Genomic DNA, 26065 nt, shown 5'->3' on the forward strand with positions numbered 1-26065 from the left:
CGCATGCTGTACATGAAGAACGTGTCGACCCACTACGGGAAGATTCAGGCGCTGCATGACGTCAACCTTGAGGTACGTCGCGGCGAAATCGTTACCCTGATCGGCGCCAACGGCGCCGGCAAAACCACCCTGCTGATGACTCTGTGCGGCGACCCCAAGGCCACAACCGGCAGTATTCGCTACGAAGGCGACGAACTGACCGGCCTGACCACCGCCGAAATCATGCGCAAGGAAATTGCCATCGTGCCGGAAGGACGCCGCGTGTTCTCGCGCCTGACGGTCGAGGAAAACCTGAGTATGGGGGCCTTTTTCAGTGACCGGGAAACCCGTCAGGTTCAGCTCGACACGGTGCTGACGCTGTTCCCACGACTGAAGGAGCGCTACCAGCAGCGCGCCGGGACCATGTCCGGCGGCGAGCAACAGATGCTCGCGATCGGCCGAGCACTGATGAGCAAGCCGCGCCTGCTGCTGCTGGACGAGCCGTCACTGGGCCTGGCGCCCATCATCATCCAGCAGATCTTCGATATCATCGAACAGCTGCGCCAGCAGGGCGTTACCGTCTTTCTGGTCGAACAGAACGCCAACCAGGCGCTCAAACTGGCTGACCGAGGTTACGTAATGGAGCACGGTCATATCGTGCTGGAAGACAGCGGCGAGGCACTGCTGGCCGACCCGGAAGTGCGCAAGGCCTACCTCGGCGGCTGATGCCTGGCAGCAGCCGCTGTGGCTATCAGGGCGTGACCAGAGCACCCTGGTAGCCACAACCACGCAGTTGCTCGCCGTTGACCAGCAGCGTGGCGCGCAGGTGGAAATAGTCCCCTGTCGTCGGGTCCTGGCAGGGTTGCGGATACAGCCACAACTCGACCTGATGATCAGGCAGACTGGCCGCATTCAGTGCGCCATCGGGTAGCTGTTCGATCACCACGGAACGCGCCGGGTAAGTCAGCTCGCCATCAAAACGCACCAACCCGCCCGGAGACAACCAGGCCTGCCAGACCGGCTGGTATCCCTGCGCAACCCACTGCGCGGTACGTGCGCTGTCATCACTACAACCACGCCCATGTGACTGCATGCGCAGCACCTGATCAGGATGCAGACGGCCATGCCGATCAAGCTGGCCGGTCAGATCGGTAAAGATCGCCGTTTGGCCAGGCTGACTGGCTTGCAGGTAGATCGCGCTCACGTTTTCTGACTCGACCAGCGGAATCACGCGTTGGCTACCACATTCACGGAGTACAAAACCGCCGTTGCTGCGCTCCAGCAAGCCGCTCAACCGCTGCTGTTCACCACTCCAGACTCCCTGCATGACGCCACAACCGGTCAGCAGCAATGGCGACACCAAGGCCGCTATACCCCAGCGAATCGGACTCAATCTGTGAACTCCTTTGCGTTAAGCGGACTCAGGCGTGAATCATGACATACGGCAGCTCACAAACCACCACGCCAATGGTAACCTGTGCCGCATCGTCCCGCTTGCGATTCCAGCAAGCGCATTTGGTTCCCGAACTGCGTGTGGATATATAACAATGAAACTGCTTTCTGCCATTTCACTCGGAAGTGCCCTGATTCTGCTGACCGCCTGCTCCAGCACCAAGGCAACCCCTCCGCCACCGCCGCCGCAGGTCACCCCTTGGGTGCACTTGCACATCGACGAACTTAATACCATTGCCGCAGAAGAGCGTTACGAGATTGAACGCGACGGCGACAACGTGCGTCTGATCATCCCGGTCAATGGCAACTTCCACCCCAAGCGCACCCTGCTGCTGCCCTCCGGGCTGGTCCCGCTGTCCCGGGTTGCCAAGCTGCTGCGCGGCGCTACCGACAGTCACATCCAGGTGACCGGTTACAGCGACAGCCTGGGCGATGACACCATAAACCAGCGTCTCAGTCTGGAACGCGCACAAGCGGTTGCCAGCGTGCTGCAGCTCGGCGGCGTCAGCCGCAACAACATGGAATTGATCAGCCTTGGCGAAGCCGACCCGCGTGGTGACAACGCTACCGCCGCCGGGCGTGAGCAGAACCGCCGCGTAGTCATCAACATTGCCCCGCGCCTACCTGCTTCCAGCGTTGCTCTGGCACCCTGAGTCTGACCAGGCGGGTCACAGTGGCCCGCCAGCTCCCGACCAGTTGCATACTTGAGCCTGACAGCCTCTGCTACACTGCGCGGCCATCGTCGACAGACCCGACGTGTCCCTTTGCTGTCAGAGACAACCCATGCCTAAACCCGTACATCCCAGGGCCTCAGCCCTGCTCCCGCTGTTGCTGTTCCTGCTGATTTTCCTCGGCAGCGGCATTTACTACAGCCTGTCCGGCACCGACTTCGCGTTCTATCAGATCAAGGCCCCGGTCGCGATACTGCCCGCCATCATCCTCGGGCTTCTGCTAGCCAAACCGAGCTACCGCGAGAACCTGCAGACCTTTATTGACGGCATAGGTGATCGCAACATCATCACTATGGCGCTGGTATTTCTGCTGGCAGGCGCCTTCTCCAGCGTGACCAAAGCAATTGGCGGCGTCGACGCCACCGTGAACATGGGCCTCAGCGTACTGCCACCGAGCCTGATCCTGCCGGGCCTGTTTGTGATTGCCGCCTTCATTTCCACTGCGATGGGCACCTCAATGGGGACCATCGGTGCACTGGTGCCCATTGCCCTTGGCTTTGCCGAGGCTACGGGCCTGTCGATTCCGCTGGCGGTTGGCGCGGTAATTGGCGGAGCGATGGCCGGAGACAACCTGTCGATCATCTCCGACACCACCATCGCTGCCACCCGGACCCAGGGTGTCGGCATGCGCGACAAGTTCCGTCTCAACCTGATTATTGCCCTGCCCGCCATGCTGCTGACCCTGGCAGTGCTGTTTGTAGTCGGCGATGCTCACGGGGCCGCCGCCGTTGAGGCCTACAACCCCTGGCTGGTACTACCGTATCTGAGCGTTCTGGTTCTGGCCCTGTGCGGGCTCGACGTCATGATCGTGCTGATGACCGGCATCATCCTGTCTGGCGTGACCGGCATGCTGGTCAAGCCGGACTACGCGCTGGCCAGCTACGGCAACGACATCTACCAGGGCTTCGCCGGGATGCTGGAGATCACCATTTTGTCGATGCTGATTGGTGGCCTGTCGGCCATCATGAAGCAGGAAGGCGGGCTGGACTGGCTACGCGAGCGCATTCAGGCGCTGACCTCGCGCTCTGCGGGCCGTCGCAGCGGAGAAACCGGGATCGCCGGACTGGTCAGCCTGACCAACCTGTTTGTCGCCAACAACACTGTCGCCATCATCATCAGCGGCAGTGTCGCGAAGGATCTGGCTGACCACTACCAGGTAGACCCGCGCCGCAGCGCCAGCCTACTCGACATCTTTTCCTGCGTGATTCAGGGCCTGATTCCCTATGGCGCACAGATTCTGCTCGCCGGCTCGCTGGCGGCGCTGTCACCAATGCTGCTGATCAGCCAGGTGCACTACTGCTGGCTGCTTGGTCTGATGGCAGTACTGGCGATCGCCTTCGGCCTGCCGCGCCTCAAGCCCACGACACCAGCGGCATGATTGCCCGGGACGCAGCCTGCTGCGTCCCTATTGGTCCCAGGGTTCGCCGCGAGTACGAGGCTCGCGGCGCAGCTTTTCGTGCATGGCAGCCTTGGCCAGCATATTGGCGCTGACCGGTGCGGTCAGGAACAGAAAGAAGGTAATCAGCAGCTCGTGCAGGCTGATGCTGCCACTTTGGGCACTGAAATACGCCATCGACCCCAGCACCAGCGCTCCCACCCCCAGCGTGGTTGCCTTGGTTGGCCCATGCAGGCGCATAAAAAAGTCCGGCAGCTTGAACAGCCCGATCGCGCCAACCAGCGCAAACAGGCTCCCGGTCAGCAGCAACGCTGCGACCAGCCATTCCACCCAGCTCGCATCGCTCATGGCACGCTCCTATTCAATGATGTTGCCGCGCAACAAGTGCTTGGCGATGGCAACGGTACTGACGAACCCCATTACTGCAATCAACAGCGCCGCTTCAAAGAACAGATTTGAGTCCAGATACAGACCGAGCAGCATGATCAGCGCGATGCCGTTGATATAGAGAGTATCGAGCGCAAGAATCCGATCAGGCAGATCCGGCCCCTTGATTAACCGGGCAAAGGTCAGCAGCAGAGCAGCGGTGATGATGCCCAGACAGAGCAGAATTACGGTGTCGAGCATTCGAAAATCTCCCGAATGGGTTCTTCATAACGCTGGCGGATATGATCGATCAGCGCCTGCTCATCGCCCACATCCAGACCGTGAATCAGCAGGGTACTGCGATCCGGACTGATATCGGCCGACACTGTCCCGGGCGTCAGCGAAATAGTGCTGGCCAGCACGCTGATCGAAAAATCCTGCTGCAACTGCAGCGGATAGTGGACAAACGCCGGCCGCAGCTGCCGGCGCGGCCCGAGAATTAACCTGGCCACTTGCAGATTGGCCAGCAGGATATCGCTGAGCACCCGGCAGACGAATACCAGCAACTGGCCAAACCGCAAGCGATGGGGTGAGCGGGGCCAGAATACATGGGTCAGCCAGGGAATCAGGCATGCCAGCAGGGCGGCCATGATCAGATTGCCGAACGATACCGAATTCATCAGCAGCAGCCAGCCGATCAGCAGCGAAACGCTCAGCCAGGGATGAGGGAAAACGCGATCAGGCATTTTCATGGTGTAGCTCCTCCAACTGGTACCTGCGACAGCACAGCATCGATGTAGATCTGCGGCAGCAGCAACTGCTCAGCCGTCTGCCCCAAATAGCCCAGCAGAGGTCCGGCCAGCACAACCAGTAGCGGACTTCCAAGCAACAGCAGTACCACAGCCCCCATGCGCGCACCGTCCACCGGCTCACCGCTGGCGGCCTGATCAGTCTGCCGCCAGAACAGGGTGCTGCCGGCTCGGCTGAGCGCTACCAGACCAAGCAGCCCGCTGCCCAGTACCGCCGCATACAGCCAGGCGGCCGCGTTGCCCTGCCCCGCCGCACCCAACAACATCAACTTGCCAAGGAAACCGGACAGCGGCGGCATCCCGACGATGGACATGGCAATAAGGAAAAACACACCGCCCATCAGCATCGGGAAAGGCAACTGTGGCCCGGAAACCAACCGCGCCGAGAAACGTGGACCGCGAATGCGCTGGATGATGCCGGTGAACAGGAACATGGCGCCGGTAATCCAGGTCGAGTGAATCAGGTAGAACAGCGTCGCCTGCAATGCCTCAGCAGTCCCCAGCGCCAAACCAGCCAGCATGGTGCCGACCGATACAACCACCAGGTAAGCAGTCAGGGCACTCAAGGTGCTAGCAGCCAGTGCACCGATCGCTCCGAGCAGCAATGTCACCAGCGCCAACGGCCACAACCAATGCAGAGCCATGTTCGCCAGTTCGCCTGCCTCGGCCCCAAAAATCAGGGTGTAGACCCGCAAAATCGAGTACAGCCCGACCTTGGTCATGATCGCAAACAACGCAGCGACCGGGGCACCGGCGGCAGCATACGCACGGGGTAACCAGAAGTAGAGTGGAAAAACTGCCGTCTTCAGACCGAAGACAACCAGCAACAGCATGCCCGCCGCGCCCACCAGCGGCGCGTCAGCCGGATCCAGCGCCCGCACCTTGAGTGCCATGTCGGCCATGTTCAGTGTGCCGGTCACACCATACAGGGTGCCAACGGCAATCAGAAACAGTGCCGACCCGGTCAGATTGAGCAACAGGTAATGCAGGCCGGCGCGCACCCGTGCCGAACCCGCGCCATGCAATAGCAGAGCATAAGACGAGATCAGCAAAATCTCGAAGAATACGAACAGGTTGAACAGGTCACCGGTGAGGAAGGCGCCGTTGATACCCATCAACTGAAACTGGAACAACGGATGGAAATTGCGTCCGGCAGCGTCATCGCCGCGCACCGCGTAGATCAGCGCCGCCGAGGCCAGCACCGCGGTTACCAGCAGCAACAGTGCACTGAGGCGGTCGACCACCAGCACAATGCCGAACGGCGGCATCCAGTTGCCTAGCGCGTAGACACTGATGCCCTGCCCTGCCTCGACCAGCAGCATCGCCGCCAGCGGAATTTGCAGAAAGGTCGCCAACAACGACAGCGCCCGTTTGGTATCCATGCTTGCGCCGAGCACCAGCAGCAGCGCACCGGCAAACATCGGCACCAGAACTGGCAGGATTGGCAGGTGACTCATCAATGGTCTCCCTTGCCGTCAACGTGATCGCTGTCCAGCTCGCCCTGCGCCCGCAGCGCCAGTACCAGCGCGTAGGCCGTCATGGCAAAGCCGATGACAATCGCCGTCAGTACCAGCGCCTGCGGTAGCGGATCAGCATAGACCTCGGCCTTCCCGAGGACTGCAGGAGCGGCATCACCCAGCCGTCCCATTGCGAATAAAAACAGGTTCACCGCATAACTCAGTAGCGCCAACCCAACCACTACCGGGAAAGTACGCGCACGCAGCATCAGGTAAATCCCGCAACTGGTCAGCACAGCCAGTGCCAGGGCATACAACAATTCCATCAGTATCCTCCTTCTGCTACGCGCGGCTGCGACAGCTTGCCGAGATTCGCCAGAATCAGCAGCGTTGCGCCTACCACGGTGAGGTACACGCCCAGATCAAACAGCATCGCGGTCGCCAATTCGATGTCGCCTATCAGCGGAATGTGGAAATGATCAAACGCACTGGTCAGGAACGGATAGCCGAACACCCAGCTACCCAGCCCCGTGGCACCAGCGATCAGCACACCGGCGCCAGCCAACCAGTGATAATTCACTGGCCAGCGCTGGGAGGTCCAGGCTTCACCACTGGCAACGTACTGCAGAATCAGCGCAACCGCGGTGATCAGGCCGGCGATAAAGCCGCCCCCAGGCAGATTGTGGCCGCGCAGGAAGATGTAGACCGAGATCATCAGCGCCAGCGGCAGCAGCAGGTGGGACAGATTGACCAGCATCAGCAGGTCGCCACGGTGTGCCCAGGGCTTGCCAAGACTGTCGGCGCCGGGAATGCGCAGGCGCAGACCGTCGATCAGGGCGTAGATGGCGATAGCGGCGATGGCGAGCACGCTGATTTCACCCATCGTATCGAAGCCACGGAAGTCGACCAGGATGACGTTCACCACGTTGTGACCACCACCACCGGTGACACTGTTGGCGAGGAAGAAGTCGGCGATGCTGTCATACGGCCGGGTTAGCACGGCAAAGGCCAACGCACCGACCAGCGTGCCGCACAGCAGCGCTATGACCAGATCACGGCTGCGGCGCAGGCCAGAAGATTCGCGCGGGGTACGCGCCGGCAGGAAAAACAGCGCCAGCATCAGCAAAACGATGGTCACCACCTCAACCGAGATCTGGGTGAGTGCCAGATCCGGAGCAGCAAAGCGGGCAAAGGCCAGCACCACACCCAGACCAACCACGCTGAGCATGACCAGAGAGACCAGCCGCAGACGGTGCCAGTAGACGGTCGCGACTGCACTGAGCATCATCACCACTGCTCCCGCCAGGGTCACGCCGTCAATTGGCGTCAGCGCCACCGAACCACGCAGAGCGGGCAGCTGCACCAACCAGAAGCCAGTCACCACCAGCGCGGCAAACAACAGGCAGAGCAGGTAGCGCTGCAGCGAGGCGTTCTCCAGCAACAAGGTTACCTGGCCCGCACCGCGCACCAGGCGCTGCACAGCGGCCTCAAAGACCAACTTGGCATCCACATCACGCTGACGGGCGTACCAGTCGAACAGCGGACGACGCAGCGAGTAGACCAAAATGCCCAGCACCATAGCGGAAAAGCTCATCAGCAGCGGCAGATTGAAGCCATGCCAGATCGCCAGACTGTACTCGGGCAGCGCATTGCCCACTGTCGACTCGGCAGCCACAGCCAGCAGACCGGCAACGGTGAAGCCTGGCGCCAGCCCCACCGCCAGGCACATGACCACCAGAATCTCGACTGGCACCCGCATATAGCGCGGCGGCTCGTGGGGCGGGTACTTGGGCAGATTCACCGGCTTGCCGTTGAAAAACACGTCGTGCACGAAGCGCAGCGAATACGCCACCGAGAAGACCCCACCGAGGGTCGCCCCGAGCGGGATCAGCCAGCTCCAGTTGCCGAGCATGTGCTGTTCCAGGGTTTCGGTGAAGAACATTTCCTTACTGAGGAAGCCGTTGAGCAGCGGAACCCCCGCCATCGCCGACGCCGCGACCATCGCCAGCGCCGCCGTATGCGGCATGAAGCGAAGCAGCCCGTTGATACGCCGCATATCGCGGGTGCCGGTCTCGTGATCGATGATTCCGGCAGCCATAAACAGCGAGGCCTTGAAGGTTGCATGGTTGATGATATGGAATACCGCCGCCACCGCGGCCAGCCGGGTGTCGAGGCCAAACAGCAGGGTAATCAGCCCCAGATGACTGATGGTCGAGTAGGCCAGCAGCCCCTTGAGATCATGCTGAAACAGCGCGGTGCAGGCCCCCACCAGCAATGTCGCCATACCGGCGCTGCTGACTATGTAGAACCACAAGTCGGTGCCGGCCAGCGCCGGATACAGGCGCGCCAGCAGGAACACCCCGGCCTTGACCATGGTCGCCGAATGCAGATAGGCAGAAACCGGCGTCGGCGCCGCCATCGCGTGCGGTAGCCAGAAGTGGAAGGGAAACTGCGCCGACTTGGTGAACACGCCCAGCAGTACCAGCACCAGGATTACCGGATACAGCGCGTGCTGACGAATCTGCTCCCCCGCCGCGAACACATCTGTCAGCTCGTAGCTGCCGACGACCTGGCCGAGCAGCAGGATGCCGGCCAGCAGCGCCAGACCGCCGGCACCAGTGACGGCCAGCGCCATACGCGCGCCCTTGCGCGCATCAGTGGAATGCGACCAGTAGCCGATCAGCAGGAAGGATGACAGGCTGGTCATCTCCCAGAACACCATCATCAGCAGCAGATTCTCGGACAGCACCACACCGAGCATGGCCGACATGAACAACTGGAGATAACAGAAGAAACGCCCCATAGGGTCGTTCTTGGAAAGGTAATAGCGGGCGTACAGAATGACCAGCAGGCCGATCCCCTGAATCATCAGGGCAAACAGAAAGCTCAGGCCATCAAGCCGAAAACTGATGTTGAGACCCAGCTCGCTGAGCCAGGGCCAGGACTGAATCAGAGTGTTGCCAGCAAAAACCGCATCAACATGACGCCAAAGCAGCGCCAGCCCAACAACGGGGGCCACCATGGCCATTGCAGCACAGAGCGAGCGCCCTTGGTTCTTGAACAACAGTGGAAGCAGGCTGCCAAGCAGCGGAAGAACGACGATCAGCGCCAGGGTCATGCAGGACTTACTCCTTATATGGCCATTGCGACCTCCAACCCAGCACGGACAACACCGCATCAAGGCATATATTGCCGGGCAATCCAGGTCAGGAAGTGCAAGCCATTATAGGGGCAAGTTGACACCATCGATCAACGCAAGCCGCTGAATCCGTTACAAAATGCGTAGCGCCAGCGAGGCGGCAACGGGGCATTGCCGCCCGCAGAGGCTGCCAGGGCCTACTTGACCACCCTGGACTGCCCATTCACCGACATGATGCGCACACGGTCACCGGGAGCAAAGTTCACGCCTTCTGCCACTTCCTGAACATAGGCACGAGTATAGCCGCCGTCTTCATGGACGGTAATTTCCACGCCCTGGGTGCGGGTGATACCTTCCTCGGCAGCGGCGCCAGCCACGCCACCGGCCAGAGCACCGACGATGGCAGCAATGGCGCTGCCTTTGCCGCCACCAACACTGCTGCCGGCCACACCACCGATAGCCGCACCCGCGGCCGGACCGATGACCGTCTTGGTGCCTTCGATCTGCACCAAACGCACTGACTCAACTGTCCCCATGCGCACGGTTTGCGGCGCACGCGCGTCATCACGGCTGTACACATCGCCGGTCAGCGAGGAGGCACAACCACCCAGCGCCAGAACTGCGCTAAGCATCAGGGTTACCACATACCGCTTTTTCATAACGACACCTCAGTTATCGCGCCTTTTACTCAGGCCTATTCCGCAAGGGTGCGCGCTGTATTGTCAACAGGCAATACTGGCCGTCTTGCGGGCAAACCGTTGATCGGATTTTGATCAATCCGAGTCGAATTTAATCGCGCCGTGGCATAACATCGGCCGCGCTTATCAATAGACGCGCTGAGAGCGGCGCGCCTAAACATTCTTTTGCGTTTCGTCGTAACCAACAAAAAAACCAATAGAACCTGGTTGCCCGAATCCGAGACACCGGAGGTTCTGCCATGTTTCCACTACAGGCAGCTTGGTTGTACTACCTTGAAAACCCGGCGCTGGTCCTCAACGGTCTGGCGCTGTTCTTCGCCATCAATGGCAGCTGGCTGTGGATTGCCACCCAACTGCGCAGCAGCCTGGGCCGCCAGCGCCTGGCTACCTTGCCAGCCAGCACGTCAGACCTGAACCTGCAACGCGACCAGCGTATCAACCGTCTGTTCTACAGCGTCGGTACCGTATGTCTGACGATGGCTCTGACACTGAGTATGATCAGCACCCAAGTCTGACCCCGCTCCGACCTACTCGCCAGCCGACTCAGCCAAAACCCGCAAACGACTGCGTACCGGATTGGCATATTGCAGCAGCCAGAATGGCCGCTGGGCCTCAGGCAACGCCTGCAGGCGCGCCTGGAAACGCTGTTCTTCTGCAGCCAGATCAGCCGCTGCGTATTCCTTGCGCCAGTCGGCCAAAGCCGCTGGCAGGCCTTCGGACTGCTCAAACGCCAGATAGTTGCTCGGATACAGTCGATAGTGCCCGAGAATCTGTCTATCCACCGCCGCCGCAACCAGCTTGGCATCCCCATATTCAGCCGTCAGCGGTTCGCCGAAGGCAACATGCACACGCCCTTTGTACCCGGTGAGCCCCATGGCAATGGACCGGTCATCCTCCCCCGGCTCCTTGCTGTAACTACCTTCGCGCGCACGCTGCTCCAGCTCGCGCGCCTTCATGCCATCACAGGGGTCCCACTCGTAGGAGATGGACACCGGCACCATGCTCAACGAGCGGATCACCTCGGCGAAGGGTTCACTCTTGCGGCCCATGCAGAACATCTTGATGATTGCCGAGTCGGTTTCATCCAACCCGTCCTTGGCACGCCCTTCCGCCTGGGCAATCCAGATCGACTGGCCCTCAGCAATCGAGTGGCTGATATAGGCCGACATGGTCTGGTACGCCTGCAGCTTCTCGCGGCGCCCGGTTAGCGACCGGTGCACGATGAAGCTCTTGTTCAAGCGCATGAGGTCAGCAACGAAGGGGCGTTGCAGTAGATTGTCACCAATGGCAATACGCGGCGTCGGGTGGCCCGCATGATAAAGCGCATAGTTGACGAACGCCGGATCCATGACGATGTCACGGTGATTGGCGATAAACAGGTGAGCCTGATCACGGCGCAGGTTGTCCAGGCCGCTGTAGGTGACAGTCAGGGTGCTACGCTCGATCAGGCGGTCCAGATAGGGCTCCAGCCTGTGCTGCAGGTCGTCAACCGATTTAACGCCGCGCGCTTCGCGCTTGAGCGCCATTTGCACTACCGACCGAGCCAGCCCCGGCAGCAGCCGATTGAGACGCGGAAAGCGGTAGCCCGCCAGCATGCGCATCAGGTCCTGGTCAGACAGCAGACGCTCCAGCACGCCCGGAACTTCGGCATCGTTGTACGGGCGAATGCCCTCGAACTCGCTCATGTCACCCTCAGAGTCTTGTCGTCAGCCGCGCATTATGCGTTGCCAACCGTGGTTTCGCCAGATTGACGATGCGGCTACACTTCGTGTCACACACAAGCCGCAAGGAGTATTTACAGTGCAGGCACTGGAAGAAGCCAATCTGGCTTGCCCTCACTGCGGCGAGCCCATCACCCTGCTGCTCGATCTGAGCGGTGGAGCCCAATCCTACACCGAAGACTGTCAAGTCTGTTGTCAGCCGATTCACGTCAGTGTCTGGATTGACGAGCAAGGCGACGACTATCACGTCGATCTGCGCCGAGAACAGGACTAAGCATGCAATGCATCTACCGCCCTGCCGACATGGCAGAGGCTACGCTGCTGGCTGGCGTTCTGGCTGATCACCACATCCGCTGCCATGTCAGTGGCGGCTATCTGCAGGGGGCAATTGGCGATCTGCCCGTGCACGACCTGCTCGGACTCTGGGTAGTGGACGAAGACAGCACCCGCAGCCTTGAACTGATCCACGCTTACCTGAGCGCCAGTCCGGTCGGCGACGATGATTTGGAGGCGCCCCGTTCATGAGTGGCCGTCTTGCCCAGTTCAACGCGCCCCATTCGGACCTCCCGGCCGGCTGGCAGCCACAGTGGAACCTGGCACCGGGCAAACAGGCGCTGATCCTGCGCAAGCACGTCGGCAAACTGGAGTGTGCCTCGGTACTGTGGAATCTGACCCCTGGCTGGTTGAAGGACTTGAGCCGCGCGACATTCTCTGCCCGGGCGGAGTATCTGCATGAGAAGCCGATGTTCCGGCACGCCTTCGCCCAGCGCCGTTGCCTGATTCCGGTGGACGGCTATTTTCTCTGGCTGCAGCAGGGTGCGCGCAAGCAGCCCTGGTATCTGCGCCGTCGAGAAGGGGGGCTGGCGCTGGCGGGTATATGGGAACGTTATCAGCTTGATGACGGCCAGTTCTGGGACAGCTGCGCCCTGATCACGGTGCCCGCCAAAGGCCTAGCCAGCCGTCTGAGTGACCGCATGCCGGTAGCATTGAACAGCGGTGAGCAGGCTATCTGGCTGGCTGAGCACACCGCTGTCAGCGCCTTGCAACCATTACTCATGAACGCCGACAGCCGCATCGAAATGACCTATCCGGTCAGCACTGCAGTCAGCAACCCCGCAACCCAGGGGCCGCATTGCTGCAGCCCCGCGGGCCCGGCTCAGACCTTGAACTGATTGATCAGACGACGCTGATGTTCGGCCAGTTTGGTCAGTGACGCACTGGCCTCAGAGGCCTCTCCTGCGCCCTTGGCCACATCCTTGGCAACCGTATCAATGGTAGTGACGTTGCGGTTGATGTCTTCGGCAACCGCACTCTGCTCCTCGGCTGCGCTGGCGATCTGGTTGTTCATATCATTGATCACCGACACCGCCTGGGTAATCGAGGTCAGTGCTGCATCAGCTTCCTCCGCCTGCAACACGCTCTGCTCAGTACGGGCACGACTCTGCTCCATGACCTTGACGGTTTCCCGTGTACCATTTTGCAGTTGCTCAATCATGTGCTGGATTTCTTCGGTCGAACTCTGGGTCTTCTGCGCCAGATTGCGAACTTCATCGGCAACCACCGCAAACCCGCGACCCTGCTCTCCCGCACGCGCCGCCTCGATGGCAGCGTTCAGCGCCAGCAAATTGGTTTGCTCGGCGATACCGCGGATGGTGTCGAGAATGCCGGTAATATTTTCGCTGTCGCGTGCCAGTGACTGCACACTGTCGACCGCCCGCTGGATATCCTGCGACAGATTTTGAATCGTCTCGGCGGTTGCCCGCACCACTTCACGCCCGTGGGAGGCAGACCCGTCGGCGTTATGCGCGGCACTGGCGGCCTGCGAGGCATTGCGCGCCACATCCTGTGCGGTCGCAGTCATCTCGGTTACCGCCGTAGCGACCAGATCGATCTCGCTGAGCTGACGCTGAACGCCGTCATTGGTACGCAGCGCAATATCAGCAGTGTGCTCCGAAGCATCCGTGACCTGCTGGACCGAGCCGACGACCTCACGAATCATGCCCTGCAGCTTGTCGAGGAACGCATTGAAGCCACGGGCAATAGAGCCGAGCTCATCAGCCCGATCCACATTCAGCCGCTTGGTCAGATCACCTTCACCCTTGGCGATGTCATCCAGCATCGCAACCAGTTGACGAGCCGGCTTGGCCAGGCCGTAAGCCAGCAGCACCATCACACCGAGACCCGCCAGGGCAACCAGCAGACCAATACCTGCCAGCAGCAATGTGTCCTGCTGACGCATGTCGGTCAGTTCAACATCCAGCTGGTTGAAGTCTTTCATTACCACATCTAGCGGCAGCTTGATCACCAGCGCCCAGCGAACCCCAGTGCCCTCGAGGGTAATAGGCATGATCAGCTGCATGTGCGACACGCCTTCGTGATCCACCTCAAACAGCGGTTCGCTCCCCAGTTTGGCAATCGCGTCCAGCTCCTGAGCATCCAGCACTTTCGACGCCTGGTCTCCCGGCTTGGCCCCATCACCGGTGTAGGCAACAAGGCGGCCACTGCCGCTCACCCTGCCCGCCATACAGGTCCGAATTGCTTTCTTGCAGCATACCCTGCAGAAAGTCCATCGACAGATCAGCGCCGGCAATCCCCATGAACTGGCCGTCACTCATAATCGGAACGGTAAACGAAGACAACAGAACCGTTTTGCCACCCACTTGGTAGGGTGCAGGGTCAATCACACAGTTGCTCTTGGTCTCGCGCGGACACAGATAGTATTCGCCGGTACGTACACCATTATCGAGGACGACTTCGCTCTCCATGTCGCCCAGCGCCTCCAGGCTCAGGCTGCCATCATCGTTGCGATACCACATCGGCATGTAGCGGCCCGAGCCGTCATAACCATCAGTCTCGATACCCTCAAAAAAGCTATCGAGGTTATCCAGCGAATTGGGCTCCCAACCGACGTAGGCATCCCAGAGGTTCGGATTACTCTCCAGCGTCATCCGAATAACCCGCGTCATCTCCTCGCGCCCCATCATCAGCGCAGGCATGCCGTCATCCTGAATTTGGCCGAGCATGGAATTAAGCTGCGCGAGCTGTGATGCAACACCAAGTGGGTACTCCAGATGGCGACGAATACGCGCCTGCTCGCCGGCGGCAATCGCAATCACACGATCCTTAACCAGGCCATCAATCAAAGCCCGCGAGCGTTGCTGTACCAACGACTGACTCCGCTCGGTGGAGTAAACCGAATACAGCGTCATCACCCCAACGGCGATGAACAGGCAGGCACCGGCCAGCACGGCGATGGAGAGCTGAATTGACCTGAATTTCATGTAATACCTCGACGTTGGAGCAACAGAGCGGCGAAAGATACCGGTTCATCGGTTTTATCGGCCAGAGACCAAAAATCTACAGCCTTTTGTATAGTTTTACCCAAATGCGGGTCCAATGGCTTAATATTTTCCAGTCACGTCTGCAGCGACGGGGCAATGCCCGGCGACATACAACGCCCTCTAAACATCTAATGAGAGAATAGAGCATGAACAAATCACTGATACTACTGCTCTGTGTCTTGCTCGGTACCACCAGCCTGGCCGGGTGCAATACCATGGAAGGCCTCGGCAAGGATATCCAAAAAGTTGGCGATAGCATCGAAGATGCCGCCAGCAAATGAACTCGGGCCGCTGCCTGATTAGGGAGCAGCGGCAGTATTTACCCTCAACCTATCAAGGAAGTTAGCGATGAAACTGCGATACGCCCTTCTACTCCCCGCCGTCTTGCTGATTGGCTGCCAAAGCGTGCAGACCACCCAGGGCGGCAATGTTGGCGTCAACCGCACCCAGTACATGATGAGCGGCCTGTCCAGTGAAGAGGTCAATCAAATGGCCGCGGAGTCCTATCAGGAAACGCTCGACGAGGCCAAGAAACAGGGGTTGCTCAATACCAATGCGTCCACCGTGCGACGACTCAATCGCATCGCCGCCAAGCTGATCGCGCAGGTGCCGCATTTTCGTCCTGACGCCAGCAGCTGGGACTGGGAAGTCAACCTGATCAAGGACGATCAGCTCAATGCCAGCTGTGCGCCGGGCGGCAAAATTCTATTCTACTCGGGCATCATCGACCGCCTCCAACTGACCGATGCCGAGATCGCCCAGATCATGGGCCACGAGATTGCCCACGCGCTGCGTGAACATGGCCGCGAGGCGATTTCCCGCGCCTATGCAACCCAAATGGGCACCCAGCTCGCCAGCGCCTTGCTGGGCTTGGGCGAAGGTGGAAACCAGGCAGCCCAGATGGCAGTGCAATACGGCCTGACCTTGCCCAATAGCCGCTCCAACGAAAGCGAAGCCGACCTGATCGGTATGGAACTGGCAGCCCGCGCCGGCTACAACCCGCAAGCGGCGGTCAGTCTGTGGCAAAAGATGCAGGCCGCTTCCGAAGGCGAGCCACCAGCCTTCATGAGTACCCACCCGTCCTCCTCTGGCCGGATTCAGGCACTGCAAGCCGCTGCTCCACGCGTCCAAGGTTTGTACGAAGCTTCCAAGTAAGGCCTTCCGACCGGCGGCCCAGCAGCTCCGCCGGTCGGAAAGCAGCAAATACTCTGGTTAATCCGCGCAAAACCCGTACAATTGCGCGCCGTCGCCATGGGACCGCCGAAACATCATTACGCGCCCACTGACGAACGATATGGGTTCCCTCACCCCATTTGACAAAACGGCGAGTCAACAGACTCGAATCGTAAAAAAGGACAGACCATGACCGCACTTACCTCCGGCATGCAGCGCCGCGCGCTCGCACTGCTGATCAGTTTTCACATTGCCATAATCATCGCCAGCAACTATCTGGTGCAGCTGCCCATCACCCTGTTCGGCTACCACACCACCTGGGGCGCTTTCAGTTTTCCATTCATTTTCCTGGCTACCGACCTGACCGTTCGCCTGCTCGGTAAACAAGCCGCCCGCCGCGTTATTGCGCGCGTCATGCTGCCGGCGCTGGTTGCGTCTTACGTGGTGTCTGTGGTGTTTCAGGAGGGCAGTTACCGTGGCGTTGAGGCTTTGCTATCGTTCAACGACTTCGTACTGCGCATCTCGCTGGCCAGTTTCGTCGCCTACGTGATCGGCCAGTTGCTGGACATTCAGGTATTCGACCGCCTGCGACGCATCAGGGCCTGGTGGATCGCACCAAGCCTGTCTACGGTGCTAGGCAATCTGGCTGACACTTTTGCCTTCTTTTCGGTCGCCTTCTGGCACAGCAGCAACCCGTTCATGGCCGAGCATTGGGTCGAGATCGCCACGGTCGACTACGCCATCAAGCTGACCATCAGCATGCTGTTGTTCCTGCCTCTGTATGGAGTGCTGCTGCGCGCCCTGATGAATCGTCTCGGTGGCCCGGCGACCTCAGCCGCCTGAGCCGACTCAGGGCACCAACCCAGTCCAGCCCAACAGCAGCCCTGCTGCAGCGCCCAGCAGCAGGGTCTGCAGCACCGTCCAGCCCCTCCCGAACAGCAAGCCGGCCGCAACTAGCCCCACTCCCAGCGCCAGCCAATCCGGCCCTGCGGCGTCAGCCGGCATGAAAACGTGCCAGCCGAAGTACAGCGCCAGATTGACGATAACACCCACAACAGCGGCACTTACGCCGGTCAGGGCTGCTGTCAGGCGCAGTTCGCCACGGGTGGCCTCGATCAACGGTGCGCCGCCGAGCACAAACAAAAACGACGGCAGAAAGGTGAACCAGCAGACCATCAGCGCCGCCAGCATGCCACCAACCAGCGCCTGGTCAGCCCCCAAAAACGCGCCCTGATAGCCACCAAGAAACGCCACAAACACGACCACCATGATCAAAGGCCCCGGCGTGCTTTCACCCAGCGCCAAGCCGTCGATCATCTGCAACGGCGAGAGCCAGCCGTATTGCAGCACGGCGCCCTGATAGACATACGGCAGCACCGCGTAGGCGCCACCGAAGGTCAGCAGCGCCGCCTTGGTGAAAAACCAGGCCATCTCGGTCAGAGGCCCGTGCCAGCCTTGCCACAGCATCAGCAGGCCCATTGGCAAGGCCCAGAGTGCAGCCCCGACCAGCAAAACTCGAAGCAGGCGCCACAGGTTGAAGCGGGCATGCTCAGGTATCGGACTATGATCATTCAGCAGCGCATCCCCGCCGCCATCAGACGGCGCCTGGGCCGCCGCCGAAGGCGAAAAGGCCAATGGCCGCAGTCGCCCACCCACCGCGCCCGCCAGCGCCGCCGCCAGTACGATCAGCGGAAAAGGTAGCTGCAGGAAAAATATCGCCGCGAAGGCCGCCAGAGCAATCGCCCAGAGCCAGTGGTTACGCAGCACCCGGCCGCCAATCCGCCAGGCCGCCTGAAAGACCACGATCACCACCACTGGCTTGATCGCGTAGAACACCCCCACTATCAGCGGCAGATCGCCATAAACCAGATACACCCAAGCCAGCAACATCAGCAGACACAGCGACGGCAGGATAAAAAGCAACCCGGCCACTACCCCACCCCAGCTGCGATGCAGCAACCAGCCTAGATAGGTCGCCAACTGCTGCGCCTCCGGCCCGGGCAGCAGCATGCAGTAATTCAGGGCGTGCAAAAAACGGCGTTCGGATAACCAACGACGCCGGGACACCAGCTCCTCATGCATCAACGCAATCTGCCCGGCCGGCCCGCCAAAGCTGATAAACCCCAACTTCAGCCAGAAGCGAAATGCTTCGCGCCTGCTCATTTGAGTTGCACCTTGCTGTACCGACCGTCTTGCTGTCATTTTTCACTCTCTGTTCATGCTTGTGGCACAGAGTGACGCAGCAAAATTGCAACTTAGCGTCAGTCACACAAAACCTTGGCAAGACTCACCACAACCCGCATGATAAGGCCTCGGATAAATTGGGCTCACATCAATATGCCCAGCCTACAGGGATTTGTAGATGTCTCCACTTCAGCTGTTTCGCCACGAAGCTGCAGCGCGTAACGCATTGCTTATTTGCTGTGCTGCAGGGCTGATCTTACCTTTCGCTGACCAGTCACCACGCAGTGATGCACTGATCAACCTCCCCTACCCGGACGTATTTATGGCTGTCTACAACAGCCTGCAGACAGCTCTGATCATCTATCTGATACACATCCTGCGCCACAACAAGCTGCCGGGTATCAACGAAACACCGACCGTTGAACCTGTGGGCATCTGGGGTTACATCTGGCGAGCCATGACTGGCTGGATTGTGGCCACAGGCATCGTCGTAACAGTTGCGATCAGCATTTCGCTGATCCTGACTGGCGGACAGAAGCAGCCACTCAGTACCCCAGGACTTCTTTTGCTTTACACCGGCGGATTATTTAGCTGCATTCCCGCCTGCTGGCTGCTGTTTTCCTATAACCGGCGTAACCAGCTGCAATGGGCTATATCCGTAGTACGTGATCACTGACGCGCCCGGAAGCCCGATCAAAACAACAAAAAACGAGGAAACCCCATGGCTAGCTGCGCATCATGCAAAAAAATGATTTTGTTCGGAGGCGTTGAGGAACAAGGACTGCGCTTCTGCAACGCTCACTGCCTGAGGGAGGGTCAGGTAGCCCTGGCAGCCAGACAAATGTCCTCGTATGACAGGACCAGACTGGTGCAGTCGGTCTATCGCGGGCCATGCCCGCGTTGCAAGGAAACAGGTTCAATCGACCTGCATCAATCGCACTTTGTGCAGTCGTTCATTCTGCTTACCCGCTGGGGCACCAACGAACTGATCTGCTGCCGCCGCTGCGCATTGAAGCGGCAGGGGGGCGACGTGCTGCAATCGTTTCTGCTGGGCTGGTGGGGCATCCCCTTCGGTATTTTGATGACACCGATTCAGTTGCTGCGCAACGGCTACGCAATGCTGTTTCCGCCGAACACCACCGAGCCCTCAGAAGCATTCCAGCGCGTCGTCGTGGAACGCGTCCTGCGGCAGGCGATAGAAAACCAAGCCCAGCCCACCGCAACGAACGGCCGCCGCTGGAACGAATAACTAGGCTGCTTGCGCGGCGATATCCCGCAGCGCGCGCACCAGATACTCGGGCTCTTGCGCCCCGGAAATCAGGTACTGGCCGTTGATCACGAAGGCCGGTACCGACGAGATGCCCGCCTGCTGCCAATGAGCTTCGTCGGCGCGGACAATATCAGTAAACTGGTCACTGCTCAGCACCTTCTCGGCCTCTGCCGCATCAAGCCCAGCGGCACGCACTGCATCGAGCAATACGTCCCTGTTGCTGACGTCCTTTGCCGCTCCGAAGTAGGCGTCGAACAAGGCCTGTTTCATCGCCGTCTGGCGATCATGTTCAGCCGCCCACTTCACCAGCCGGTGACCATCGAAGGTATTGGCGGTGTAGCGTTCCTGCATATGGGTGAAATTCAGCCCGAGACCGGTGGCGATACGAATCATGTCATCCTGCGCCGCCCGCACCTCGACCTCGTTACGACCGTACTTGCGGCACAGCGCCTCGACAATCGGCATCGGCCGCTGGGCCGGATCGGGATTGAGCTCAAAGGCGTGCCACTCCACCGTTGCTTCCACCTCGCCTTCCAGCGCCGCCAAAGCCTGCTCCAGGCGAGCATAGCCGATGGCGCACCAAGGGCAGGCAATGTCGGAGACAATATCAATGGTCAGGTTCTGCATGGTGTTACTCACGTTTGGCTGGGTTTAAAGAATGAGACTACACCATATACAGCGGGTTTCATCGGGCATCAGCCACTGCTATAACTGCAAATAACCATCTTGCCGGTGATTACCATGCTGCAACTGCGCCCCAACTGTGAATGCTGCGACCGCGACCTGCCCGCCGAGGCAACCGATGCCCTGATCTGCAGCTTCGAATGCACGTTCTGCCGCGACTGCGCAGAACAGCGCTTCGCCGGAAGCTGTCCGAACTGCGGCGGCAACCTGGTCGTCCGCCCGATTCGCCCTACCGCGCTGCTGGAACGTTACCCGGCCAGCACCGAGCGCGTACTCAAGACGCGCGCCCACTGATGGATATCGGGACGCTGCTGCCGCTGTTTCTTGCGCTGATCGCACTTGCTGCCCTGCCCAGCACCAGCGTCGCACTGGTGATAGTGCGCAGTGCAGAGAGCGGTATTGGCCAAGGCCTTGCCGCTGCGGTCGGCATTACCCTTGCCGACCTCCTGCTGGCAGCGCTGGCCCTGGCCGGCTGGCAGGCCGTCATGGAGAGTCTCGGCATAATGTTCAACATTTTGCGCTGGATGGCGGCCGCTTACCTGATCTGGTTTGGCTGGTCGCTGTGGTCTGGCTGTAAGGGAAAGACGGTGCTGCCCGCCAGCCAGGGTAGCTGGTTCAGCAGCCTGCTTGCCGGACTGCTGCTGACGCTGGGGGACATCAAAGCGCTGGTGTTCTATGCCAGTTTCTTCCCGCTGTTCATTACTGCACCACTATCGCCGCTGGTGTGCCTGCAACTCTTGATCACCACTGCGGTAGCCCTGCTGCTGGTCAAAAGCCTCTACGCCTTGTTCGGCAGCCGCCTGACAAAACACCATCACAGCCGCCCCCTGAGGCGACTCGGCGGCGGCCTGATCATAGGCTGCGGCCTCTGGCTAGCCAGTCGCTGATTGATTATAGAGAACCCCATGCCCCAGATTGCCAACACGCCACAGCCGCCGTACTACACGGTGATATTTACCTCCGTGCGAACCGAACTGGACGACGACTACGCGCAGACCGCGGCGCGCATGCTGGAACTCGCGGCTGAGCAGGAAGGGTTCCTTGGCGTTGAGTCAGCCCGCGACGGGCTCGGCATCACCCTATCCTACTGGCGCGACCTGGACGCCATTCACCGCTGGAAGCAGCAAAGCGAGCACCTTGATGCCCAGCGCCGGGGTCGCAGCGACTGGTACGCCCAGTACCGGGTGCGTATTGCCCGGGTTGAGCGGGACTACAGTTTCGACGCCCAACCGGTGGCCGCCCAGCCCCATCAGCCAGGCTGAGCTATAGTGACCTGTGGGCCGACGCAGACGCTTCGGCAGGCTATCCAACAAGAGCCACAACACAGGAGCCACAGCATGAGCGCAGCGATCCTGCTACTGATCGGGCTGGGGTTGATGACCCTGGGGTACTTCATTTATTCCCGCTTCATTGCCAACCGGATCTATCGCCTCGATCCGGATTTTCGTACGCCAGCACACGAGTTCGAAGATGGCATCGACTTCGTACCGACCAACCGCTTCGTGCTGTGGGGTCACCATTTCACCTCCGTCGCCGGCGCTGCACCCATCGTCGGGCCCGCCATTGCAGTAATCTGGGGCTGGCTGCCCGCCTTCATCTGGGTGGTCATGGGCACCATCTTCTTCGCCGGCGTACACGATATGGGGGCGGTCTGGGCCAGCGTACGCAACAAGGCCAAATCAGTCGGTTCGCTGACCGGCGATGTGGTGGGCAAACGCGCCCGCAGCATTTTCATGATCGTGATCTTCCTGGTGCTGCTGATGGTCAACGCGGTATTTGCGGTGGTGATTGCCAAGCTGATGATGAATTTCCCGACCGCCGTGCTGCCGGTCTGGGGCGCCATTGCCGTCGCATTGATCATCGGCCAGTTGATCTATCGCCGCATGATCAGCCTGCCAGTGGTCTCGGTAATTGGCGTCGTTGCGCTCTATGCACTGATCTGGGCAGGCCCGAGCGTCCCGATTCAGATGCCGGCCGAGGTTGCCGGACTGTCAGGCAATGCCATCTGGATTCTGCTGCTATTCCTCTACGCGGGCATCGCCTCAGTGTTGCCGGTGTGGATGCTGCTGCAGCCGCGTGACTACATCAACGGCTTGCAGCTGTTCGTCGGCCTGCTGATTCTGTACGGCGCAATCATGCTGCTGAACCCGGCGCTGGTCGCGCCGATGATCAACGATGATGTGCCTGCCGGCACGCCCTCGATCGTCCCGCTACTGTTTGTCACCATCGCCTGCGGCGCCATTTCGGGCTTCCACGGGCTGGTGTCTTCCGGTACCACGTCCAAGCAGCTCGACAAGGAAACCGACGCCCGCTTCGTCGGCTACTTTGGTGCCATCGGTGAAGGCTGCCTGTCACTGGCGGCGATTCTGGTTGCCTGCGCCGGTTTTGCCAGCCTGACGGACTGGAAAGCCATGTATAGCGCCTTTGGCCAGGGTGGCGTGACCGCCTTCGTGCAGGGCGGCGCCTATGTCATCCACAATGGGCTTGGCCTGCCGCAGGTGACTGCCGCGACCCTGCTCACGGTGATGGCGGCCCTGTTTGCCGGCACCACCATGGATACCGGCCTGCGCCTGCAGCGCTATATTTTCCAGGAGTGGGGCGAGATCTATCATCAGGAGTGGATGAAGAAGCCGCTGCCAGCCACCCTGCTGGCCATCGGCAGTTGCCTGCTGCTGGCCTTTGGTGCCGGCGGAGCGGACGGCGCCGGCGGCATGATTATCTGGCCACTGTTCGGCACCACCAACCAGTTGCTCGCTGGCCTGACCCTGCTGGTGATCACCGTCATGCTGGTGCACTACCGTCGGCCCATGTGGTACACCCTGCTACCGCTGTGTTTCCTGCTGCTGATGACAGTGACCGCACTGGTGATTCAGCTCAAGACCTTCTACGACCAGCAGAACTACTTCCTGCTCGTGCTGGATATCGTGGTGCTGATTGCCGCCATTCTGGTCGCGCTGGAGTGCGCTGCGGCGCTGAAACGGCACTTGGCACTGGCGGCAGCGGAGCAAGCCGATGGCCGCTGACCGTGGCGAGAAATGGCGCGCCTGGCTGAGTCAGGCGCGCTTCTTCCTGGAAGAGGCCTATAGCTCGCGCTACCGCGGTGCTATCGCCCGCAGCCGACGTGACCATGATGATCTATTCATGCTGCTGGTGTTCAGCGAGATGATGGGCGTGCCCAACCCAGCGTCCTACTACACTCTGGAGCTGCAGCCACTGCTGCTTGAACGCTTCCACGACTGGCACCGACGCATGGGCATGGAGCATTCACCGCTGGACCATTTCCGCTGCTGCTGACCGGGAGAGCCGACATTTCCACTACCAACCTTGATCTGCTGCAACGCCGCCTGCTCTGGGTCGGCGGCAAGGGCGGCGTAGGCAAAACCACGGTCGCTGCAGCGCTGGCCGTGCTGGCGGCAAGCCGGGGGCTACGCTGCCTGATCGTCTCGACTGACCCGGCGCACAGCCTGGGAGATGTGTTTGATCGCCCGCTGGATGATCGCCCGAAACGTCTGCTGCCCAATCTGGACGCCATGGAAATCGACCCCGACGCCGAGGTCGACGCTCATCTGCAACGGGTAACCGAGCAGATGCGCAAACTGGCCGCGCCGGAGATGCTGAGCGAGCTGACGCGACAGATGCAATTGACCCGCCATTCGCCCGGGACTCAGGAGGCGGCGCTGCTTGAGCGCATCGCCAGACTGGTCACGGCGCCGCCAGACAACTACGACCTGATTATCTTCGACACCGCCCCGACCGGACATACCCTGCGCCTGCTCACCCTCCCCGAAGCCATGGCCGCCTGGACCGACGGATTGCTCAGCCACAACCGTAAGTCTGCGGAGCTGGGCAAGGTGCTGCAGCACCTGACCCCACGCAGCGGGCGTGATCTGAATAGCCCGTTTGACGACCCCAACGAAGACCCTCTGGACGGCCTGGACCAGCGCACCCGCAGCGTTGCTGAAACCTTACGCAACCGTAGAAGACTGTTCCATCAGGCTCGCCGCCAGTTGGAGGCCCCGACGGTCAGCGGTTTTCTGTTTGTGCTGACAGCCGAGCGACTGCCGATTCTGGAAACGGTACGGGCAGTAGAGAGTCTGCAGCAGGCGCAGATTCCGGTCGCTGCGGCGCTGGTCAACCGAGTCATCCCCGACAGCGCCGACGGCCACTTCCTGCAGCAACGACGACGGCAGGAAGCCAGCTACCTGCAACGTATTGACCACGAGTTGGGCCACCTGCCGCGCCCACTATTACCCTGGCTGGAAACCGACGTGCAGGGCATCGAGGTCCTTCAGCAACTGGCCCAGCTGTTGGCAGAGCAGGGGTTTTAGAGCAGGCGCAATGGTTGCCCTGCCGCCCTGCGCTCTTCCTGCCACTGCTCCAATGTTTGCGCGGCGTCTTCACCCGACAGCTGACCGATGATCTGAAAGTAATCCTGATGCAGCGGGTCAGCCATGACCTCAGCACGTGGTTTGATGCGCACCGCATAGACCGTCTGCAGATTCTGATGATCGAAGGCGCGCCAGGTCTGGGTATCCTTCAACAACTGATAGCTGTGCCCTTCCAGCGCGCCAATCAATGCTTCGCTATCAAGCGAACCGCTGCGCGTAACCGCATCAGCCCACTGATAGACGATGCTGTAGGCCGACGCAGCCGAGCTGGAAGGATAGGTCTGATAGCGCTCGACGAAGGTACTGACAAACTGCTCGCCACGCTCAAAGCCGAAGTCACGAGGCACATTCCAGGTCCAGGGTACGGCCCCCACCACACCCGCCATCACCGCTGGCCCGGCCTGCTCAACCATGCTGAGAGTCAGGTTAGGCACCACCACCTGTACGTTGTCAAAACCCAGCTGATGAACAATCCTCATTGCCTTGACCATCTGATCACCGAACAGCACCAGCACCAGCACCTCGGGATTGGCATCGCGGGCCTCTTGCAGTGCCTCGCGCAGCTCACGCAACGAAGCGCTGGGGAACGGAATCAGCGTCGAACCATGCACACCGGCATCGTCGGTACCGGTAAAATGGCGCATCGATGCCTCGGTGCTGTGACCCCAAGTGTAATCCGCAGTCACGTAGTAATAGCGCTTATCCGCAAACTGGGCCTGCAGCTGCGCAGCCAGTACGCGCGCCGCCATCCAGGCGTTGTAACTCTCGCGGAACAGGTAGCGCTGACCGTCACGCCCGGTGGTGTCATTGGAGTAGGTCAAGGTGCCAAAGTACAGCAGTCCCCGCTCACGGGCCCGCTTGCCAGCAGCAATCGCGACCGCACTGGAGGCACCGCCAAACAGCATGCGGGCACCGGCATCGGCCAGCTGATCAACATTACGCACCGCCCGCTCCGGATTGGAGGCCGAGTCGCGCTCGAGCAGTTCAAGCGGGCGGCCCAGCACCCCGCCAGCCTGATTGATCTCGTCCAGCGCCAGCATCGCGCCGCGCATTTGCATCAGGCCCTCCTGGGCGTACTGACCGGTGCGCGGCAGGTTTACGCCCAGCACAATCGGCTCGGCGGCACTGGCGAAACAAACCCAGCCCATGGCGAGGCAGGTCAACAAGCAACGGAACAGGCGAGTGATACCTAGAGTCATGGCAAACATCCTTGATGCTCAGCAGAATAGCCACATGATTTCACAGGCATATGACAGCTGGCAGTGTCCTTTGGTCGC

The 26065-nt window shown here is 60.4% G+C and carries 30 protein-coding genes and 1 pseudogene; 18 read left to right on the forward strand and 13 right to left on the reverse strand.

Annotated elements, in window-relative coordinates:
- Positions 1-3: 3 nt before the first annotated feature.
- Entirely contained in the window at positions 4-705 is a 702-nt protein-coding gene (locus ACKPCU_RS16005) for an ABC transporter ATP-binding protein (protein ID WP_104737969.1), read from the forward strand.
- Positions 706-730: 25 nt separating this feature from the next.
- Here ACKPCU_RS16005 and ACKPCU_RS16010 read toward each other — a convergent pair whose 3' ends face one another.
- On the reverse strand, positions 731-1372 hold the full coding sequence (locus ACKPCU_RS16010) for a hypothetical protein (protein WP_321348233.1): 642 nt from the start codon (positions 1370-1372) through the stop codon (positions 731-733).
- A gap of 154 nt (positions 1373-1526) precedes the next feature.
- Between ACKPCU_RS16010 and ACKPCU_RS16015 the strand changes: the two genes are divergently transcribed.
- Together ACKPCU_RS16015 and ACKPCU_RS16020 are read left to right on the forward strand one after the other, a co-directional pair.
- Entirely contained in the window at positions 1527-2084 is a 558-nt protein-coding gene (locus ACKPCU_RS16015; protein ID WP_321348235.1) for an OmpA family protein, read from the forward strand.
- Positions 2085-2214: 130 nt separating this feature from the next.
- Positions 2215-3540, forward strand: coding sequence for a Na+/H+ antiporter NhaC family protein (locus tag ACKPCU_RS16020; RefSeq protein ID WP_321348237.1), 1326 nt, complete (start codon positions 2215-2217; stop codon positions 3538-3540).
- A 27-nt stretch (positions 3541-3567) separates the two neighbouring features.
- Here ACKPCU_RS16020 and ACKPCU_RS16025 read toward each other — a convergent pair whose 3' ends face one another.
- From ACKPCU_RS16025 to ACKPCU_RS16055, 7 genes are all read right to left on the reverse strand, one after another.
- Positions 3568-3906: a Na+/H+ antiporter subunit G gene (locus ACKPCU_RS16025; RefSeq protein ID WP_104737973.1), complete on the reverse strand. Its 339-nt coding sequence runs from the start codon at positions 3904-3906 to the stop codon at positions 3568-3570.
- Between the two features lie 9 nt (positions 3907-3915).
- A complete protein-coding gene (locus tag ACKPCU_RS16030) occupies positions 3916-4185 on the reverse strand; it encodes a K+/H+ antiporter subunit F (protein ID WP_104737974.1) in 270 nt (89 codons plus the stop codon).
- Positions 4170-4670 carry a Na+/H+ antiporter subunit E gene (locus tag ACKPCU_RS16035; protein WP_211287102.1) on the reverse strand — a complete coding sequence of 167 codons (501 nt, stop codon included), beginning with the start codon at positions 4668-4670 and terminating at the stop codon, positions 4170-4172. The genes ACKPCU_RS16030 and ACKPCU_RS16035 overlap by 16 nt, the downstream gene beginning before the upstream one ends.
- A gap of 2 nt (positions 4671-4672) precedes the next feature.
- Complete coding sequence (locus ACKPCU_RS16040; RefSeq protein WP_104737976.1) at positions 4673-6190, reverse strand: monovalent cation/H+ antiporter subunit D; 1518 nt, start codon at positions 6188-6190, stop codon at positions 4673-4675.
- Complete coding sequence (locus ACKPCU_RS16045; protein WP_104737977.1) at positions 6190-6516, reverse strand: Na+/H+ antiporter subunit C; 327 nt, start codon at positions 6514-6516, stop codon at positions 6190-6192. The genes ACKPCU_RS16040 and ACKPCU_RS16045 overlap by 1 nt, the downstream gene beginning before the upstream one ends.
- A complete protein-coding gene (locus tag ACKPCU_RS16050; RefSeq protein WP_321348241.1) occupies positions 6516-9308 on the reverse strand; it encodes a monovalent cation/H+ antiporter subunit A in 2793 nt (930 codons plus the stop codon). The genes ACKPCU_RS16045 and ACKPCU_RS16050 overlap by 1 nt, the downstream gene beginning before the upstream one ends.
- A gap of 218 nt (positions 9309-9526) precedes the next feature.
- A complete protein-coding gene (locus tag ACKPCU_RS16055) occupies positions 9527-9988 on the reverse strand; it encodes an outer membrane lipoprotein (protein ID WP_104737979.1) in 462 nt (153 codons plus the stop codon).
- Positions 9989-10266: 278 nt separating this feature from the next.
- On the opposite strand from ACKPCU_RS16055, the gene ACKPCU_RS16060 reads away from it, so the two are divergent.
- Positions 10267-10542, forward strand: a complete 276-nt coding sequence (locus ACKPCU_RS16060) for a hypothetical protein (RefSeq protein WP_104737980.1) — start codon at positions 10267-10269, stop codon at positions 10540-10542.
- Between the two features lie 12 nt (positions 10543-10554).
- Here ACKPCU_RS16060 and ACKPCU_RS16065 read toward each other — a convergent pair whose 3' ends face one another.
- On the reverse strand, positions 10555-11712 hold the full coding sequence (locus ACKPCU_RS16065) for a 1-acyl-sn-glycerol-3-phosphate acyltransferase (RefSeq protein WP_104737981.1): 1158 nt from the start codon (positions 11710-11712) through the stop codon (positions 10555-10557).
- Between the two features lie 115 nt (positions 11713-11827).
- On the opposite strand from ACKPCU_RS16065, the gene ACKPCU_RS16070 reads away from it, so the two are divergent.
- Genes ACKPCU_RS16070 through ACKPCU_RS16080 form a run of 3 tightly spaced genes read left to right on the forward strand, consistent with a single transcriptional unit; the run spans position 11828 to position 12920 of the window.
- A complete protein-coding gene (locus ACKPCU_RS16070; RefSeq protein WP_211287101.1) occupies positions 11828-12022 on the forward strand; it encodes a CPXCG motif-containing cysteine-rich protein in 195 nt (64 codons plus the stop codon).
- 2 nt (positions 12023-12024) lie between these two features.
- Positions 12025-12273, forward strand: a complete 249-nt coding sequence (locus tag ACKPCU_RS16075) for a putative signal transducing protein (protein ID WP_321348245.1) — start codon at positions 12025-12027, stop codon at positions 12271-12273.
- On the forward strand, positions 12270-12920 hold the full coding sequence (locus ACKPCU_RS16080) for an SOS response-associated peptidase (RefSeq protein WP_321348247.1): 651 nt from the start codon (positions 12270-12272) through the stop codon (positions 12918-12920). The genes ACKPCU_RS16075 and ACKPCU_RS16080 overlap by 4 nt, the downstream gene beginning before the upstream one ends.
- Here the strand turns inward: ACKPCU_RS16080 and ACKPCU_RS16085 are convergent.
- Positions 12905-15029, reverse strand: a pseudogene (locus tag ACKPCU_RS16085) (methyl-accepting chemotaxis protein). The gene ACKPCU_RS16080 and the pseudogene ACKPCU_RS16085 overlap by 16 nt on opposite strands.
- 206 nt (positions 15030-15235) lie before the next feature.
- On the opposite strand from ACKPCU_RS16085, the gene ACKPCU_RS16090 reads away from it, so the two are divergent.
- From ACKPCU_RS16090 to ACKPCU_RS16100, 3 genes are all read left to right on the forward strand, one after another.
- Positions 15236-15370: an entericidin A/B family lipoprotein gene (locus ACKPCU_RS16090; protein WP_321348249.1), complete on the forward strand. Its 135-nt coding sequence runs from the start codon at positions 15236-15238 to the stop codon at positions 15368-15370.
- Positions 15371-15437: 67 nt separating this feature from the next.
- Entirely contained in the window at positions 15438-16244 is an 807-nt protein-coding gene (locus ACKPCU_RS16095; RefSeq protein WP_321348251.1) for a M48 family metallopeptidase, read from the forward strand.
- A 207-nt stretch (positions 16245-16451) separates the two neighbouring features.
- Entirely contained in the window at positions 16452-17105 is a 654-nt protein-coding gene (locus ACKPCU_RS16100) for a 7-cyano-7-deazaguanine/7-aminomethyl-7-deazaguanine transporter (protein WP_104737988.1), read from the forward strand.
- A 6-nt stretch (positions 17106-17111) separates the two neighbouring features.
- On the opposite strand, the gene chrA is transcribed toward ACKPCU_RS16100, so the two are convergent.
- Positions 17112-18425 (reverse strand): chromate efflux transporter, encoded by a 1314-nt coding sequence (gene chrA / locus ACKPCU_RS16105; RefSeq protein WP_321348256.1) that lies wholly within the window; start codon positions 18423-18425, stop codon positions 17112-17114.
- Between the two features lie 199 nt (positions 18426-18624).
- On the opposite strand from chrA, the gene ACKPCU_RS16110 reads away from it, so the two are divergent.
- Positions 18625-19122: a hypothetical protein gene (locus ACKPCU_RS16110; protein ID WP_104737210.1), complete on the forward strand. Its 498-nt coding sequence runs from the start codon at positions 18625-18627 to the stop codon at positions 19120-19122.
- A 192-nt stretch (positions 19123-19314) separates the two neighbouring features.
- Positions 19315-19695, forward strand: a complete 381-nt coding sequence (locus tag ACKPCU_RS16115) for a hypothetical protein (RefSeq protein WP_321348259.1) — start codon at positions 19315-19317, stop codon at positions 19693-19695.
- On the opposite strand, the gene ACKPCU_RS16120 is transcribed toward ACKPCU_RS16115, so the two are convergent.
- Positions 19696-20343 (reverse strand): DsbA family oxidoreductase, encoded by a 648-nt coding sequence (locus tag ACKPCU_RS16120; protein ID WP_321348260.1) that lies wholly within the window; start codon positions 20341-20343, stop codon positions 19696-19698.
- Between the two features lie 114 nt (positions 20344-20457).
- Between ACKPCU_RS16120 and ACKPCU_RS16125 the strand changes: the two genes are divergently transcribed.
- The 6 genes from ACKPCU_RS16125 to ACKPCU_RS16150 all read left to right on the forward strand — a co-directional run bounded on the left by ACKPCU_RS16125 (position 20458) and on the right by ACKPCU_RS16150 (position 24728).
- On the forward strand, positions 20458-20694 hold the full coding sequence (locus tag ACKPCU_RS16125; RefSeq protein ID WP_104737475.1) for a DUF1272 domain-containing protein: 237 nt from the start codon (positions 20458-20460) through the stop codon (positions 20692-20694).
- Positions 20694-21287, forward strand: a complete 594-nt coding sequence (locus tag ACKPCU_RS16130) for a LysE family translocator (RefSeq protein ID WP_321348264.1) — start codon at positions 20694-20696, stop codon at positions 21285-21287. The genes ACKPCU_RS16125 and ACKPCU_RS16130 overlap by 1 nt, the downstream gene beginning before the upstream one ends.
- 18 nt (positions 21288-21305) lie before the next feature.
- Positions 21306-21662: an antibiotic biosynthesis monooxygenase family protein gene (locus ACKPCU_RS16135; RefSeq protein WP_321348266.1), complete on the forward strand. Its 357-nt coding sequence runs from the start codon at positions 21306-21308 to the stop codon at positions 21660-21662.
- A 75-nt stretch (positions 21663-21737) separates the two neighbouring features.
- Entirely contained in the window at positions 21738-23423 is a 1686-nt protein-coding gene (locus ACKPCU_RS16140) for a carbon starvation CstA family protein (protein WP_321348268.1), read from the forward strand.
- On the forward strand, positions 23413-23694 hold the full coding sequence (locus ACKPCU_RS16145) for a cory-CC-star protein (protein ID WP_088273516.1): 282 nt from the start codon (positions 23413-23415) through the stop codon (positions 23692-23694). Before ACKPCU_RS16140 ends, ACKPCU_RS16145 begins: the two co-directional genes overlap by 11 nt.
- A 50-nt stretch (positions 23695-23744) precedes the next feature.
- Positions 23745-24728, forward strand: coding sequence for an ArsA family ATPase (locus ACKPCU_RS16150; protein WP_321351859.1), 984 nt, complete (start codon positions 23745-23747; stop codon positions 24726-24728).
- Here the strand turns inward: ACKPCU_RS16150 and ACKPCU_RS16155 are convergent.
- Positions 24725-25987, reverse strand: a complete 1263-nt coding sequence (locus tag ACKPCU_RS16155) for an ABC transporter substrate-binding protein (RefSeq protein ID WP_321348274.1) — start codon at positions 25985-25987, stop codon at positions 24725-24727. The genes ACKPCU_RS16150 and ACKPCU_RS16155 overlap by 4 nt on opposite strands.
- Positions 25988-26065: the final 78 nt, after the last annotated feature.

The sequence above is a fragment of the Halopseudomonas oceani genome, assembly GCF_963677335.1.
Taxonomy (GTDB): Bacteria; Pseudomonadota; Gammaproteobacteria; order Pseudomonadales; family Pseudomonadaceae; genus Halopseudomonas; species Halopseudomonas oceani.